At 64.9% G+C, this 14,846-nt stretch carries 13 protein-coding genes and 1 riboswitch; of the genes, 7 read left to right on the top strand and 6 right to left on the bottom strand.

All coding sequences use genetic code 11. From position 1 onward, the window contains the following. The first annotated feature begins 126 nt into the window (after positions 1 to 126). Positions 127 to 204: riboswitch (SAM riboswitch) on the top strand. Positions 205 to 268: 64 nt separating this feature from the next. The 3 genes from metZ to I6N89_RS08470 all read left to right on the top strand — a co-directional run bounded on the left by metZ (position 269) and on the right by I6N89_RS08470 (position 3,045). Next, positions 269 to 1,450: an O-succinylhomoserine sulfhydrylase gene (metZ, locus tag I6N89_RS08480; RefSeq protein ID WP_207017873.1), complete on the top strand. Its 1,182-nt coding sequence runs from the start codon at positions 269 to 271 to the stop codon at positions 1,448 to 1,450. 110 nt (positions 1,451 to 1,560) lie between these two features. Further along, positions 1,561 to 2,652, top strand: coding sequence for a GTP cyclohydrolase FolE2 (folE2, locus tag I6N89_RS08475; RefSeq protein WP_076702953.1), 1,092 nt, complete (start codon positions 1,561 to 1,563; stop codon positions 2,650 to 2,652). A 165-nt stretch (positions 2,653 to 2,817) separates the two neighbouring features. Further along, positions 2,818 to 3,045: a hypothetical protein gene (locus I6N89_RS08470; protein WP_207017872.1), complete on the top strand. Its 228-nt coding sequence runs from the start codon at positions 2,818 to 2,820 to the stop codon at positions 3,043 to 3,045. A gap of 26 nt (positions 3,046 to 3,071) precedes the next feature. On the opposite strand, the gene I6N89_RS08465 is transcribed toward I6N89_RS08470, so the two are convergent. Both I6N89_RS08465 and I6N89_RS08460 read right to left on the bottom strand, forming a co-directional pair. Further along, positions 3,072 to 3,494: a nuclear transport factor 2 family protein gene (locus tag I6N89_RS08465; RefSeq protein ID WP_207017871.1), complete on the bottom strand. Its 423-nt coding sequence runs from the start codon at positions 3,492 to 3,494 to the stop codon at positions 3,072 to 3,074. Next, positions 3,487 to 4,020 (bottom strand): redoxin domain-containing protein, encoded by a 534-nt coding sequence (locus I6N89_RS08460; protein ID WP_207017870.1) that lies wholly within the window; start codon positions 4,018 to 4,020, stop codon positions 3,487 to 3,489. Before I6N89_RS08460 ends, I6N89_RS08465 begins: the two co-directional genes overlap by 8 nt. Before the next feature lie 138 nt (positions 4,021 to 4,158). Between I6N89_RS08460 and I6N89_RS08455 the strand changes: the two genes are divergently transcribed. Together I6N89_RS08455 and I6N89_RS08450 are read left to right on the top strand one after the other, a co-directional pair. Further along, on the top strand, positions 4,159 to 4,701 hold the full coding sequence (locus I6N89_RS08455) for a TetR/AcrR family transcriptional regulator (RefSeq protein WP_236016529.1): 543 nt from the start codon (positions 4,159 to 4,161) through the stop codon (positions 4,699 to 4,701). 99 nt (positions 4,702 to 4,800) lie between these two features. Then, positions 4,801 to 6,249, top strand: a complete 1,449-nt coding sequence (locus I6N89_RS08450) for a TrkH family potassium uptake protein (RefSeq protein ID WP_207017867.1) — start codon at positions 4,801 to 4,803, stop codon at positions 6,247 to 6,249. 145 nt (positions 6,250 to 6,394) lie between these two features. Here the strand turns inward: I6N89_RS08450 and I6N89_RS08445 are convergent, their stop codons facing one another. Then, a complete protein-coding gene (locus I6N89_RS08445) occupies positions 6,395 to 9,478 on the bottom strand; it encodes a valine--tRNA ligase (protein WP_207017864.1) in 3,084 nt (1,027 codons plus the stop codon). Between the two features lie 648 nt (positions 9,479 to 10,126). After that, complete coding sequence (locus I6N89_RS08440; RefSeq protein ID WP_207017855.1) at positions 10,127 to 10,345, bottom strand: DUF1127 domain-containing protein; 219 nt, start codon at positions 10,343 to 10,345, stop codon at positions 10,127 to 10,129. A gap of 236 nt (positions 10,346 to 10,581) precedes the next feature. Between I6N89_RS08440 and I6N89_RS08435 the strand changes: the two genes are divergently transcribed. Continuing rightward, entirely contained in the window at positions 10,582 to 11,652 is a 1,071-nt protein-coding gene (locus I6N89_RS08435) for an Mrp/NBP35 family ATP-binding protein (protein WP_207017853.1), read from the top strand. Between the two features lie 33 nt (positions 11,653 to 11,685). Here the strand turns inward: I6N89_RS08435 and I6N89_RS08430 are convergent, their stop codons facing one another. Both I6N89_RS08430 and I6N89_RS08425 read right to left on the bottom strand, forming a co-directional pair. Continuing rightward, on the bottom strand, positions 11,686 to 12,465 hold the full coding sequence (locus tag I6N89_RS08430; protein WP_207017851.1) for a class I SAM-dependent methyltransferase: 780 nt from the start codon (positions 12,463 to 12,465) through the stop codon (positions 11,686 to 11,688). Then, positions 12,462 to 13,676, bottom strand: coding sequence for an alpha-D-ribose 1-methylphosphonate 5-triphosphate diphosphatase (locus I6N89_RS08425; RefSeq protein WP_207017849.1), 1,215 nt, complete (start codon positions 13,674 to 13,676; stop codon positions 12,462 to 12,464). Before I6N89_RS08425 ends, I6N89_RS08430 begins: the two co-directional genes overlap by 4 nt. Positions 13,677 to 13,985: 309 nt before the next feature. Here I6N89_RS08425 and phnC point away from each other — a divergent pair, with 309 nt between their 5' ends. Beyond that, positions 13,986 to 14,801 (top strand): phosphonate ABC transporter ATP-binding protein, encoded by an 816-nt coding sequence (phnC, locus tag I6N89_RS08420; protein ID WP_207017847.1) that lies wholly within the window; start codon positions 13,986 to 13,988, stop codon positions 14,799 to 14,801. The last annotated feature ends 45 nt before the right edge of the window (positions 14,802 to 14,846 follow it).

The raw sequence follows: 14,846 nt of genomic DNA, 5'->3' as shown, positions 1-14,846 counted from the left end.
GACAACAGCTGTCGCGCGCGTGTTATGCGCATCTATGCCCAATACGATAACAAACGCTTGAAAGTGCAGCGGCCTCCATGCGCCGATACAAGGGGGCAGCTTGACGCAGGCGCCGGGCAGGCGTAAGGCGCTGCGCGTGGCGCTTTGTTACCGGATTGCGGGCCACGTTAAACAAGCCGCTAAAGAGGTCGGACGAAAGCCCCTTTCGCTTGACCGCGGGTGGGGCTTTTTTCAATTGCGGCGTTGGGGCGCCGCGGAGGGACGATACATGACGACCAAGGGAAGACGCACCCAGGCGGTGCACGGGGGCACGCAGCGCAGCCAGTGGGGCGAGATGAGCGAGGCGATTTTCCTCACCCAGGGCTTTGCCTATGACAGCGCCGAGCAGGCGGAGGCGCGCTTTATTCAGGCGGGGCCCGACGAATATATCTATGCCCGCTACGGCAACCCGACGGTGGCGATGTTCGAAAAGCGCATCGCGCTGCTCGAAGGCGCCGAGGATGCCTTTGCCACCGCTTCGGGCATGGCAGCGGTGAACGGGGCGCTGGTCTCGATGCTGCGCGCCGGCGACCGGGTGGTTGCGGCACGGGCGCTGTTCGGCTCGTGCCTCTACATTCTCGAGGAGATCCTGCCGCGCTTCGGCGTCGAGGTGGTCTTTGTCGACGGCGCCGATCTGGCGCAGTGGGAAACGGCGCTGGCGCCCGGCGCCAAGGCGGTGTTCTTCGAGAGCATGGCCAACCCGACGCTGGAGCTGGTCGATATCGAGGGCGTGGCAAAGCTCGCCCATGCCGCCGGCGCGCTGGTGGTGGTCGACAACGTGTTCTCCACCCCGGTCTATTCGAAGGCCATCGCGCAGGGCGCCGATGCGGTGGTCTATTCCACCACCAAACATATCGACGGGCAGGGAAGGGCGCTCGGCGGGGTGATCCTCGGCACGCGGGAGTTCATCCGCAAGACCGTCGAGCCCTATATGAAACATACTGGCGGCTCGATGAGCCCGTTCACCGCGTGGATCATGCTCAAGGGGCTGGAAACGCTCGAATTGCGGGTGCGGGCGCAGACGGCCTCCGCCGGAGCCATTGCCGAGGCCATCTCGGGCCATGCCAAGGTGACGCTGGTAAGCTATCCGGGGCTCGACAGCCATCCGCAGCGTGCGCTGGCGCAGCGCCAGCTCGGCGGGGCGGGGGGCACGGTGGTGGCCTTCGAGATCGACGGCGGCAAGGAGGCGGCGTTCCGCTTCTGCAACGCGCTGGAGATCGTGCTGATCTCGAACAATCTCGGCGACGCCAAGACCATTGCGACCCATCCGGCGACGACCACGCATCAGCGTCTGACGCCGGAACAGCGCGCCGGGCTTGGCATCTCTGACGGATTGATCCGCCTTTCGGTCGGAATCGAGGCGACGGAGGATCTCGTTGCAGATATTCTCCAGGCACTCGACGCCGTCTGAGGGCGCCCGGAAAAATCGGCGTTCGGCGCCGCGGAGGCAAAGAAAAAGTTGGACCTGCGGCGCATTATTCCTATCTCTGCCTTGGGGAAAGGGTCTGAGAGGAACCTGTGATGAACGTCTTTACGCCGGAAATCGACCGCAAGCCCAGCCAGGAAGAGGCCGCGGCAGCGCTCGCGCTGCTGCGCCGCTATACGGACAAGGCCCAGGATGCCGAGATCGCGGCGCTTGACCCGGCCTTGGCGGTGCTGCGTGACGGTGTCGCTTATCCGGATCTGTCGCGCGACTATCCGGAGGGCTTCACGGTCGATGCCGCCTATCGCGCCACGCTGCCCGACCTTCAGAACGGCCCCGCCTCGCTGATCCGGGGCGAGAACCGGGCGATTCAGCATGTGGGGATCTCGAATTTCCGCCTGCCGATCCGCTACCGCACCCGCGACAATGGCGAGCTGATGCTGGAGACCTCGGTCACCGGCACGGTGAGCCTCGATGCCGACAAGAAGGGCATCAACATGTCGCGCATCATGCGCAGCTTTTATGCCCATGCGGAAAAGACCTTTTCCTTCGAGGTGATCGAAGCGGCGCTGGACGATTACAAGACCGATCTGGAGAGCTTTGACGCACGGATCGAGATGCGGTTTTCCTTCCCGGTGAAGGTCGAGAGCCTGCGCTCGGGGCTTCAGGGCTATCAGTATTACGATATCGCGCTGGAGCTGGTGGAAACCGCCGGCGTGCGCCGCAAGATCCTGCATCTGGATTATGTCTACAGCTCGACCTGCCCCTGTTCGCTGGAGCTCTCCGAACATGCGCGCCGCGCGCGCGGGCAACTGGCGACGCCGCATTCGCAGCGCTCGGTGGCGCGGATCTCGGTCGAGATGAAGGAGGGCGGCTGCCTGTGGTTCGAGGATCTCATCGGGCTCTGCCGCAAGGCGGTGCCGACCGAGACCCAGGTGATGGTGAAACGCGAGGACGAGCAGGCCTTTGCCGAGCTCAACGCCGCCAATCCGATCTTTGTCGAAGACGCCGCGCGGCTTTTCGCCGAGCAGCTTCAGGCGGATCCGCGCATCGGCGATTTCCGCGTGCTGGCCAGCCATCAGGAGAGCCTGCATTCCCACGATGCGGTGTCGGTTCTGACCGAAGGCACCACATTTGCCAATGACAGCCTCGATCCGCGCCTGTTCTCGACGCTGATTCACGCTGGCTGATACCGCGAACGCCGCTGGAATTCCGTGCGCCGCCCGTTTGGGCGGCGCATTTCTTGTGCAGATTGCTGCGTTGCAGCAAAACGTGACCGGCGGGTTCGGAAAAGCTTAGGGATTTGCCCTAAGTTTGGGGGCGGGAGGAAACCGAAACGCACGGAGGTTTCCGGAATGAGCGCACAGAACGTCCAGATCGCCATGGGGCGCACGTCCCTGAGACAGAAGATCGACATGTATTTCACCAATCTCGGACTGGGGCTGAATCCCTCCGGCCTGCGCCGCGCCCGCATGCGCGAGATCATCTCTCTGGAGATGAAGAGCGACGCGCAGCTCGCCCGCATGGGCCTCAGCCGCGACGAGATCCTGCCGCATGTGTTCCGGGATCTGCTGTCGGCCTGAGGGCTCCAATGCCGGGCGTGGCCGCGTCAGGCGGCGGCCGTCGCTGGGCGGCTGAAATTCACTTCGCGAATGACTTGCCAGCGGCCGTCCTGATGGATCAGGTCGATGCTGAGATCTATCAGCATCTCGGGCCCTCCGATGGGGATCTTTCGCGAGATCAAAACATGTCCCCGATCCCCGCTCACCGAGACCGCATGTATCTTGGCCCACATATGATCTTCCGGGGTCTTGCCGCGAAAGGTCTCTTTCAGAAGCGCAAGGCAGCCGGCCTTGTCGGTACTCATCAAAGCGCCGTCATCTGTGAGCATCAGGATTTGCAGATCATTGTGATAGATCTGGTCCAGCGCCTCAAGATCGACGCTCACCCCGGCGCGCATCAGCTCGTGGAGTGTCTCGCGCAAGGCGGTTTCCGTACGTTCGGTCATCTTGTGTGTCCCTTCCTCAGGCATGGGTTCCGTTGACCGGCATGGCATCGCTGCGATCCTTGAGAAATCCGATGCCCTTGACGATGGACGCCAGGCTGGGCCGCGCGAACGGGACATTCGAGATATCGACGATCCGCAAGACGCGATGCGCGTCGAGCACGAAGAGCCCCGGTTCGGCAAAGGGCGCCTCGACATCCGTGCCGTTCCGAGTGCCGGATACATAAAGCCCCAGCTTGTGCATCTGCGGGACGGTCAGCCCATAACCCACGTCGTAGGATGGCGAGATCTCGGCCATATGCGCCGCTGCGCGCGCCTCGCTGTCGGCGGACACCGCCAGCACGTCCACGCCAAGTGCGGTCAGGTCGGGCAGGGCGGCGTTCAGCTCTTTTAGGTATGCGGTGCAGAGCGGGCAATGCTTGCCGCGATAGACAATTGTCAGCATCCAGTCGAACCCGTCTCGGGCCGATGAAAGGCTGCGTGTCCCTCCGCTGAGCACGGGGAGAGAGAGCGCCGGAAAGGCCGTTCCGGCGGCAAGCTTTGGGCTGGTCATATCGGATATCCTGAATTATATATCGTTTGATACATAAAATACAAGGCACTTCAGGCGTCAAGGTGTTATATATTGACTGATACAAAAAAAATTGGCCGGCCGCGTGGCTTCGACTACGACAAGGCGCTGACAGAAGCGATGTCGGTGTTCTGGGCCAAGGGCTATGACGGTGCGTCGTTGCGGGATCTGACCGGCGCCATGGGGATCACCGGACCCAGCCTCTACGCGGCCTTCGGCGACAAGCGCGCGCTGTATCTCAAGACGATCGATCATTATTGCGAGGCGGATTCCTGCGCGCCTATCGTCGCCTTCGAGACGGAAGACGAAATAGGCGCGGCGGTGCGGAACTTCCTGCTCGCGGTGATTCATATGGCGACGGAACATGAAAGCGGTGCGAAGGGCTGCTTTCTGGCCTCCAGCGTGGTGACCACGGTCGGTCAGGTGGACGGCGTTGCCGAACGTGTTGAGAGTGCCATTGAGGAGACCGAAAAGCGGCTGGCGGCGCGCTTCGATCGCGAAATAGCAAAAGGCACGCTGCCGCCCGATTTTCCGTCACGCGAACGGGCGGCGCTGCTGTTCGACATCCGGCAGGGCTATATGTTCCGGGGCCGCGGGGGCTGGGACGCTGAGCGGTTGCGGCGGGACGTCGATGCGCGGGTGCGGCTGGTCCTTATGCATTGAGCCTCGATGCGCTCTGGGCTGCGGCGTGTGAACCGCGCCGCGCCGCAATCGGTCGCGCATCGCTTGACAGCCGCGAAGGGGCAGGCCAACGCTGCGCGCATGTTCGACATACGCCCCGTCGCCTATGTGATCGGCCTGCTGGTCGCCACGCTCGGCGCCACCATGTTTCTGCCGATGCTCGTGGATATCGCCGAAGGGCGGGGCGAGTGGCATGTGTTCCTCGAAACCGGGCTGGTGACCATGCTCACCGGCGGGCTCATCTCGCTGGCCTGCGCCAATGCGGTGAAACAGGGGCTGACGCTGCAACAGACCTTCCTGCTGACCGTGGGCGTCTGGGCGGCGCTGCCGCTCTTCGGCGGGCTGCCGTTTATCTTCGGCGCCACCGAGGCGAGCTTTACCGACGCCTATTTCGAGGCCATGTCGGGGCTCACCACCACCGGCTCCACGGTGTTCTCGGGGCTCGATACGCTGCCCAAGGGGCTGCTCCTGTGGCGCGGCATCCTGCAATGGCTGGGCGGTATCGGCATCATCGTCGTCGCCATGGTGTTCCTGCCCGAGCTGCGGGTGGGCGGCATGCAGGTCTTTCGCTCAGAAGCCTTCGAGACCATGGGCAAGATCCTGCCGCGCGCGACCGAGATCGCATCCTCGATCTCGACCATCTATGTGGCGCTGACACTGGCTTGCGCGGTGGCCTACCTATTCTGTGGGATGAACCCGTTCGACGCCACGGTGCATGCGCTTACCACGCTCTCGACCGGGGGCTTTGCCAATTACGACGCCAGTTTCGGCGCGTTCTCGGGGCCGGCGGAATATGTCGCCTCGGTCTTCATGATCCTCGCCGCGCTGCCCTTCGTGCGCTATGTGCAGATGATCAACGGCAACCGTATCGCGATCTGGCGCGACAGCCAGGTGCGGGTGTTCCTCTACACCATCGCTGCGCTGGTCTCGGTGATGGTGGTGACGCTGCTGTCGATCTTTCCGCATCACCCCGAACAGGCGGTGCGCGAGGCTTTGTTCAATATCACCTCGATCATCTCGGGCACCGGCTATGCCTCGGTGGACTACATGGGCTGGGGCCCGTTTCTGATCACTTTGTTCTTCTTCATCGGGCTGATCGGCGGCTGCGCCGGCTCGACAGCCTGTTCGGTCAAGATTTTCCGCTATCAGATCCTCTTCGCCTCGATCGCCGTTCAGCTGAAGCGGATCCGCGCGCCGCATGGCGTCTTTGCGCCGCGCTTTCAGGGCCGGACGGTGGATGACGAGACGCTCTATTCGGTGCTGGCCTTCTTCGGCTTTTTCGTGGTGTCGCTGGGCGTGCTTTCGGTTGGGCTGGGAATGACCGGGCTCGATTTCATCACCTCGCTCTCGGGGGCTGCGACGGCGCTTGCCAATGTGGGCCCCGGTCTGGGCGACATGATCGGCCCGGCGGGCAATTTCGCCGAGATCAACGACACCGCGAAATGGATGCTGGCCTTTGCCATGCTTACCGGGCGTCTCGAGGTCATGGCGGTGTTCACGCTCTTCACGCTGCGGTTCTGGCGGGCCTGAGCGGCGGGCAGCGCTGCCGCGCACATGCCAAGCGCCGTGCCCGGCGGCGCGGCGGTTTTCGAGTATTTTCAGAAAGATGATGGGCAGGGGGATGCGAAAAGGGCCGGGGAAAGACCCGGCCCTTGCGCTTTCCAACTGCTGAGGCTCAGCCGAGCTCCGAGAGCCGCGCCAGCGCGTCCTTGAGTTTGGCCTCTTCCTCTTCGCGCGCAGCGAGGTTGTCGCGGGTCTCCTCGACCACCTCCTCGGGGGCGCTTTCGATGAATTTCGGGTTCTTCAGCCGGCCGCGCAGCCCGCCCAGCTCCTTGGCGAGCTTGGCGATTCCCTTTTCGAGCCGGGCCTTTTCCTCCTCGACATCGATGATATCGGCCAGCGGCAGGCCAAAGACCGCGCCGCCCACCGGCACGGTGACCGTGCCCTTGGGGAAGCTCTCGACCTTGGTGAGGCTTTCGAGTCGCGCCAGCCGCTTGATCAGCGTCTCGTTATTGGTCCAGGCGGCCTCGCCGGCGGCGTCGATTTCGCTCACCAGCACCGGCACGTAGAGCCCCACCGGCACATGCATCTGCGCCCGCGCCGAGCGCACGCCCTCAATCAGCGAGATCACCCAGGTCATCTCGGCATCGGCGGCCGGATCGAGAAGCTCCTCGGTCGTGTAGACCGGCCAGTCGGCATGGATCAGCATCTTGGAGCGTTCGCCCAGCGTGCCCCAGACCTCTTCGGTGATGAAGGGCATGATCGGGTGCAGCAGGATCAGGCACTGGTCGATGACCCAGGACATGGTGGCCTGCGTCTCGGCCCGGGCCGCCGCATCCTCGCCTTGCAGGAGGGGTTTGGAGAACTCGACATACCAGTCGCAGACCACGCCCCAGACAAAGGCGTAAAGCGCCTGCGCCGCGTCGTTGAACCGGTATTCCTCCAGCGCCGCATCGACGGTCTCGCGGACACGGGCGGTCTCGCCGAGGATCCACTTGTTCACCGTGGCCTGCGGTTGCGGCATGCCGCCCCCGAGCCCCACCGCCTCGTTCATCTCGGCAAAGCGCGCGGCATTCCACAGCTTGGTGCCGAAATTCCGGTAGCCGGCGATGCGCTGCATATCGAGCTTCAGCACGCCACCGAGGCTTGCCATGGCGGCATTGGTAAAGCGCAGCGCGTCGGCGCCGTATTCGTCGATGATCTCAAGCGGATCGACCACATTGCCGAGCGACTTGGACATCTTCTTGCCCTTGGCGTCGCGCACGAGCCCATGCAGATAGACCGTGTGGAACGGGATCTCGTCCACCACGGCGAGCTGCATCATCATCATGCGCGCAACCCAGAAGAACAGGATGTCCTGCCCGGTCACCAGCACGTCGGTGGGGAAGTATTTCTCCAGCTCGGGGGTCTTTTCCGGCCAGCCCAGCGTGCCGATCGGCCAGAGGCCCGAGCTGAACCAGGTGTCGAGCACGTCCGGATCGCGGAAGACCGGGATCGCCTGCGCGCGTCGGCGCTGATCGACGCCGGTGTAATCGGTGCCCTGCGACAGCAGGTCGGCGAGCAGATCCTCGGCGGCGGCGGCATCCTCGACGAGGAGGAACTCGGTATCCTCACCGAAGAAGCCGAAGAAATCGCGCATCTTGGCCAGCGCCTCTTCCTCGGTCGCGGCGCAGAAGCTGCGCCATTCGCCGCCAAAGCCGGGGGTGTGCCAGACCGGGATCTGATGCCCCCACCAGAGCTGACGCGAGATGCACCAGGGCTCGATATTCTCCAGCCAGTGGTAATAGGTCTTCTCGCCGCTCTCGGGCAGGATCCTGACCGTGCCGTCCTTCACCGCGTCGAGCGCCGGGCCGACGATCTTGGCGGTATCGACGAACCACTGGTCGGTGAGCATCGGCTCGATCACCACCTTGGAGCGGTCGCCAAAGGGCTGCATGATCGGTTTCGACTCGACCAGGGGCACCCATTGCGCCTCTTCGTCGCGCGCCTCCCCGCCCTCTTCGGGGGCGACCGGCGCCTTGCCCGCCGCAGCGCCGAGCCGCGTGTCGGTCACCTCGGTCATCACCGCGAGACCCTCTTCGGTGATCTCGCGGATCACCGCCTCGCGCGCCTCGAACCGGTCGAGCCCGCGCAGATGGTCGGGCACCAGGTTGATCGCATCCGCCTCGGCCTCGGTCAGCTCCAGCTCGCCGCGCGCGACCTGCTGCGCGATCTCGGCGCAATCCGCATAAGGCTTGCCGTCCTCGCGCATGGTGCCGCGCGTGTCCATCAGCCGGTACATCGGGATGCCGCCGCGCTTGGCGACCTGATAGTCGTTGAAATCATGCGCGCCGGTGATCTTCACCGCGCCCGAGCCGAAATCGGGATCGGGGTAGTCGTCGGTGATAATGGGAATCAGCCGGCGGTGTTTCTTCGGCCCCACCGGGATCTCGCAGAGCTTGCCGACGATGGGCGCATAGCGTTCGTCCGAGGGGTGCACCGCGACGGCGCCGTCGCCCAGCATGGTCTCGGGGCGGGTGGTGGCGATGGAGATGTAATCGCGCTCCTCGCGGAAGAGCACGTTGCCGTCTTCATCTTTCTCCAAATACTCATAGGTCTCGCCTCCGGCGAGCGGGTATTTGAAGTGCCACATATGGCCCGGCACCTCGATATTCTCGACCTCGAGATCGGAGATCGCGGTCTCGAAATGCGGATCCCAGTTCACCAGCCGCTTGCCGCGATAGATCAGCCCCTTGTCGTACATGTCGACAAAGACCTTGATCACCGCATCGTGGAAATTGCCCTCTTCGCCCGCGGGCGCCCCTTCGGCGCCGGACATGGTGAAGGCGTTGCGCGACCAGTCGCAGGAGGCGCCCAGCCGCTTGAGCTGGTTGATGATGGTGCCGCCTGATTGCTGCTTCCATTCCCAGATCTTCGCGGTGAAGGCCTCGCGCCCCATCTCGCGGCGGGAGGGTTGCTGCTCCTGCGCCAGTTTACGCTCGACCACCATCTGGGTGGCAATGCCCGCATGGTCCTGACCGGGCTGCCACAGCGTGTCGAAGCCGCGCATGCGGTGCCAGCGGATCAGGATATCCTGCAAGGTGTTGTTGAACGCATGGCCCATATGCAGCGAGCCCGTCACATTGGGCGGCGGGATCATGATGCTGAAGGTTTCAGAGCGCGAGGCGTTGGCCCCGGCCTTGAAGGCGCCCGCCTTCTCCCATGCCTCGTAGATCCGCGCCTCGGCCTGGCCTGCGTCGAATGTCTTTTCCATCGCCATGGGTGTCTTCCCGTGCCTGCATCTGTCGTCCCGTCTCGTCTATCGAAAGCCGTGGGGAAGGGGAAGGCCGCGAATCCGGGCCGTCCTGCGGCGGATGAGCGGTCATGAGCAGGGGGGAGAAAAGGAAACGGCGGTGCCCAGGGAGGAGGAGAGGGCACCGCCGTCGATTTTCCAGACACCCCAGGGAGGAGGAGAGGGGCTCCAGAAACTGGTGAGCCTCGCGGCTCTTGTTGTGGTGTGCGACGGGGCCAGGGAGGAGGAGAGGCCCCGTCGCGGTCACGAAAGACCCAGGGAGGAGGAGAGGGTCTTCGTTCCGGTGGGGCATCGGGCCCCTATGTTCGGTGCGGCGGGGTCAGGGAGGAGGAGAGACCCCGCCGCGTATCGAAGGCCCCAGGGAGGAGGAGAGGGGGCTCCGAAATTGTCAGGCGTTCAGCCCGGATGTAGGGTGCGACGGTGCCAGGGAGGAGGAGAGGCACCGTCGCTGACACGAAAGACCCAAGGGAGGAGGAGAGGGTCTTCGATGTCGTCTAGGGCATTTCTGCCCCTTGTTCTTTGCGGCGGCGGCCTCGGGAGGAGGAGTGAGGCCGCCGCCGATGTCCGAAGGGCTCAGGGAGGAGGAGAGAGCCCTTCGAAACCAATTCCTGTGTGTCAGGCGCCGTAGGCGGCCTGCCATGCGATCCGGCGGATCATCGAGCGGTTCAGCCCCAGGTCGCCAAGTTCGCGGTTGCTCAGCGCCGCCAGTTCGCGGAACGTCTCCTTGTAGAGACGGCGCCGTGCCAGATGTTCGCGCAGACCCGCGGCGAGATCGGCGAAGCGTCCGGTCAAACCGCTTTGGCTGCGGGAGGTCTGTTCGGTTGCGTATGCCATTTGATTAACTTGCCTGTGTCGGTCTATTGCGGTGTTGCGACCAATTTGGGGCAAATGCTGCAACTGCACAATCCCGCGAAGCCACAATGCCGCTATGCGGATAACGCATAGGGTTTTTGGCGGGGAGCTGAGCGAAAGCAAGGCGTTAAGCGTAATAATTAGGCGCAATCTGGGCGAGGATTGCATCCACCGCAATGTGACCTTACGTCGGTTTGCGTATAGGGAAAGGACGAGACATGAGCCGGACAATCGAGGCGGTGAAGGCCGAACTGGAACGGCTGCCGCTGCCCGACGGGGGAAACCTGATTTCCAGAGACATGATTCGAGCTTTGAGCGTCGAAGGCGGCGATGTCCGCTTTGTCATCGAGGCGCCGAGCCCCCAGATCGCGGGCCAGATGGAGCCGCTGCGCGTGGCGGCGGAAAAGCTCGTCGCGGCGATTCCCGGTGTGCAGTCCGTGCGCGTGGCGCTGACGGCGCACACGCCGGCCGCCGCGCCCAAGCCGCCTTCGCTGAAGGTGGGCGGCCATCCGCAGCCGCAGGAGGGCCGGATGAATCCGCCAGGCGTCAAGGCGGTTATCGCCATCGGGTCCGGCAAGGGCGGGGTGGGCAAATCCACCGTGTCGTCGAATCTCGCCGTGGCGTTGGCCAAGGCTGGCAAGAAGGTCGGCCTGCTCGACGCCGATATTCACGGGCCCTCGCAGCCGCGCATGTTCGGCCTGTCCAAGCGCCCGGCAAGCCCGGACGGCAAGACCATCATTCCGCTGCACGCGCATGGGGTGACCCTGATGTCGATCGGGCTCATGCTGCCCGAGGACAAGGCGGTGGTCTGGCGCGGTCCGATGCTGATGGGCGCGCTTCAGCAGATGATGATGCAGGTGGAATGGGGCGAGCTCGACGTGCTGATCGTCGATCTGCCGCCTGGCACCGGCGATGTGCAGCTCACGCTCGGACAGAAGAGCGACCTTGCCGGCGCCATCGTGGTCTCGACGCCGCAGGATGTGGCGATGCTCGACGCCAAGAAGGCGCTCGACGCGTTCGAGACGCTGAAGGTGCCGGTGCTGGGGCTGATCGAGAACATGTCTCTATATAAATGTCCCAATTGCGGCCACGAGGCGCATCTCTTCGGTGAGGGTGGCGTGGCGGCAGAGGCGGAGCGGCTTGGCCTGCCGGTGCTGGCCAATCTGCCCATCGACCTCGAAACCCGGCTCGGCGGTGACGCCGGCACGCCGGTGGCGCTTGGCGATGGCGTGATGGCGCAGGCCTATGCCCAGCTCGCCGACCGTCTGATCAAGGGCGGTATCGTCTGACCTCTCATGGCGGGGGCCGCTACGGCCTCCGTCTCAGCGCCGCCGGGTCCATTTCACCGTGGTTTCCCACTCCAGGGTAAAGCGTCCGGTGCCGCCATGGATCTCGCAGAGCGCGCGCAGATCCTCCAGCACCCGGCCCAGCCCCATGCGACGCACCAGCGCCCAGACCGTGGCGCGGGTCAGATACAGATCTATCAGCCCCTGAAAGTCCATTTCCTGCTGCCATGAATAGGTGCGCGACTTGCCCGAGCGGAACGCCTCCAGCGCGCCCAGATCGCGTACGGTGGGCTCCTTGGAGCGTTCGCGCGCCTGGAAATCCGACACTTCGACCGATTGTTCGGCGACATAGGCGTCGAAAGCTGCGACCAGCGGGCAGCACACCCGGCGGTTGCGCACCAGCGCCAGAACGCCGCCCGGCGCCAGCACCCGCGCGGCCTCGGTGAAAAATGCGGCGCGGTCGAACCAGTGAAAGGCGGCGCAGGCGGTGAGCAGCCCGGCGGAGCCGTCGGGCAGGGGCAGCGCCTCGGCAGCGCCCTCGTCGACCTGCACCCGCGGTTCGTCGCGAAAGCTGCGCGCCAGAACCCGGCGCATGTCGCGCCCGGGCTCCACCGCCATCACCAGCCAGTCCTGCGGCAGCGCCGCGCGCAGCGCGCGGGTTGAGTTGCCGGGGCCCGCGCCCACATCGACCGCGATGCGCGCCGCGCAGTCCACCTGTGCCGTCAGATCGGAAAAAGCCGCCACCGGATAGCCGGGCCGGTGCAGCGCATAGGTCTCTGCCAGCCCCTCGAACCGCTCGGCGGCCTCGCAGATCAAAGCCCGAAGCCTCGTGCTGCATGTGCCACGCGCCCGGCCCGCAGCGTCAGAACCGGCGCGGGCGCGCCGCCCTCGGGCCAGTCGAGCAGCACCAGATCGGCACGTTTGCCGGGCGCGATCTCGCCCCGGTCGTGCAGACCGGAGGCCTTTGCCGGGTTGGCGCTGACCAGCTGCCAAAGCGCGTGCAGCGGTGCGAGATTCTCGGCGCGCATCCGCGCAACGGCGGCGAGCATGGCGGGGTAGTAGTAATCGGACGCGAGGATATCGCAAAGTCCGCGCGCCACCATATCGGCGGCGCCTGGCGAGCCGAGATGGCTGCCGCCACGCGCCGCGTTGGGCGCGCCGAAGACGATCCAGTCGCCGGCCTCGCGCGCCGCGCGCGCGACGGTCTCGTTCATTGGAAATTCGCTGATCCGCGCGCCATGGCCGCGATAGAAGTCGCGGGTTTCGATCTGGGTGTCGTCATGGCTGAGCATCGGAGCCGCCACCGCGCGCGCCTGACCGCCGACCTCGGCGATGGCGTCTGCCACCTGCGTGCGCCGCTCCCAGATCTCGCCCAGCAGCCGCAGATAGGCGGCGGCGTCGATGCCGGCGCGCGCGGCGCGTTTCTCGAACTTTCCTGCGGAGGCGGTTCGGGTGAGTTCGATGGCCGGGTAGTCGTTCACGAGGTCGAAGGGCCGCTCCTGTAGGGGAATCGCCGGGTCGAGCATCGCCATGGAGGTGTGATCGTTGAACGCCACCGAAGGCGTCAGCGCGCCGGCCAAAGCTTGCGCGATCAATGGCCGGGCTTCGAAACAGAAGGTCTCCCAGCGCAGTTGCAGCCGGTTCTCCGCCGCCAGTCGGGGCTCCAGCGCCGCAAGCCGGTCGAGGATGCGCGTGGCCTGGTCGACCGAGCGCAGCCCGGGCTCCCACGAGAGCGTCAGCGCATGATAGGCGGTGGCGATTCCGTTGGCGGCAAGCTGCCGGTCGGTCTCCATCAGCGCCATGTCGAGCGGAAAGAACACGCCCGGACGCGGCATGAGCTGGCGCTCGAAGGCGTCGCCATGCACATCCACCAGCGCCGGGGCCAGTGTCAGCCCGCGCGCGTCGATGCGTTTTGCGCCGTCCGGAGCACTGTCGAGACCGGTGATATGCCCGCCCTCGACACGCAGCGACACGCGTGCGGTGCCTTCGGGCAGGACGACCTCGGCGCCTTCGAAAATAATGGCCATCGTCGGGGGCTCCCTGAGTGTGTCCGGAGCGGCACCCCGGCGCGGATTGATCCGGATGAATTTCTGACGCTCGCAGGTGACCGGCGCATTTCGGTTTTGTGACGGTTTTTCTGCGCTTCTATGATGCAATCATGACGCCGCAAAGCCTGCGTGGGGCGGTTTCCGGCGGCGGAAACAGCGCGAAACCTGCAAGCGCTTGATTTTCCGTCACCCGGGGCGATGGCCTTCACGAAAGCGACAAGAAGCGTCGATACAAAATTCATCCGGATGTGTTTAAGCCGTCATCTGCCGCCGCGATGCTCCGGCCTCATGGAACACGCATCGCTTCGCCTCACTTCGCTTACGCGCCGTTTCGGCGGCAACACCGCCGTCGACCGCGTGACGCTCGAAATCCCGCAGGGCCAGTTCGTGGGCGTCATCGGACGCTCCGGCGCGGGCAAATCCACCTTGTTGCGGCTGATCAACCGGCTGATCGACCGCAGCGAGGGCCAGATCCATCACGGCGATACCGACGTGACGGCGCTTCGGGGGAGGGCGCTGCGGCAATGGCGCCGCGACTGCGCCATGATCTTTCAGCAGTTCAACCTGGTCGACCGGCTCGACGTGCTGACCAACGTGCTGGTCGGACGGCTGGCGGAGCGCGGGTTCCTCGCCTCCATGGCGATGAACTTCACCGACGAAGAGCGCACGCTTGCGATTCAGGCGCTCGACCGGCTGGATATGGCGCCCAAGGCGCTGCAACGCGCCGGCACGCTCTCGGGCGGGCAGCAGCAGCGCGTCGCCATCGCCCGCGCGCTGGTGCAGCGCCCGCGCATCATGCTGGCCGACGAGCCCATCGCCTCGCTCGATCCGGGCAACGCCACCCGTGTGATGGAGGCGCTGCGCAATATCAACCGCGAGGACGGGCTGACCGTTCTGGTGAACCTGCACACGCTCGATACCGCGCGCGCCTATTGCGACCGCATCGTCGCGATGCGCGAGGGCCGCGTGATGTTCGACGGCACCGCGCACCAGCTCACCGACGATGTGGTGCGTGACATCTACGGCTCGGAGGGACTCGCAGAGTTCAACGAGGCCGTCACCTCGACCACGGTCACGCGCAACCCGGCGCCTATGCCGGCGTGACCGCGACACCTCCTAAACGTCTGACATATCTCAGGGAGACACCCG

This window comes from Salipiger abyssi (assembly GCF_017311415.1).
GTDB lineage: Bacteria > Pseudomonadota > Alphaproteobacteria > Rhodobacterales > Rhodobacteraceae > Salipiger > Salipiger abyssi_A.
This window is presented reverse-complemented; position numbering and strand designations above follow the sequence as displayed.

Bases quoted from the DNA above. Each gene is read 5' to 3' on its own strand.
- I6N89_RS08440 (WP_207017855.1), bottom strand. From the start codon at position 10,345: ATGGCATACGCAACCGAACAGACCTCCCGCAGCCAAAGCGGTTTGACC.
- phnC (WP_207017847.1), top strand. From the start codon at position 13,986: ATGGAACACGCATCGCTTCGCCTCACTTCGCTTACGCGCCGTTTCGGC.
- I6N89_RS08435 (WP_207017853.1), top strand. From the start codon at position 10,582: ATGAGCCGGACAATCGAGGCGGTGAAGGCCGAACTGGAACGGCTGCCG.
- I6N89_RS08465 (WP_207017871.1), bottom strand. From the start codon at position 3,494: ATGCCTGAGGAAGGGACACACAAGATGACCGAACGTACGGAAACCGCC.
- I6N89_RS08460 (WP_207017870.1), bottom strand. From the start codon at position 4,020: ATGACCAGCCCAAAGCTTGCCGCCGGAACGGCCTTTCCGGCGCTCTCT.
- I6N89_RS08425 (WP_207017849.1), bottom strand. From the start codon at position 13,676: ATGGCCATTATTTTCGAAGGCGCCGAGGTCGTCCTGCCCGAAGGCACC.
- I6N89_RS08450 (WP_207017867.1), top strand. From the start codon at position 4,801: ATGTTCGACATACGCCCCGTCGCCTATGTGATCGGCCTGCTGGTCGCC.
- I6N89_RS08470 (WP_207017872.1), top strand. From the start codon at position 2,818: ATGAGCGCACAGAACGTCCAGATCGCCATGGGGCGCACGTCCCTGAGA.
- metZ (WP_207017873.1), top strand. From the start codon at position 269: ATGACGACCAAGGGAAGACGCACCCAGGCGGTGCACGGGGGCACGCAG.
- I6N89_RS08445 (WP_207017864.1), bottom strand. From the start codon at position 9,478: ATGGCGATGGAAAAGACATTCGACGCAGGCCAGGCCGAGGCGCGGATC.
- I6N89_RS08455 (WP_236016529.1), top strand. From the start codon at position 4,159: ATGTCGGTGTTCTGGGCCAAGGGCTATGACGGTGCGTCGTTGCGGGAT.
- folE2 (WP_076702953.1), top strand. From the start codon at position 1,561: ATGAACGTCTTTACGCCGGAAATCGACCGCAAGCCCAGCCAGGAAGAG.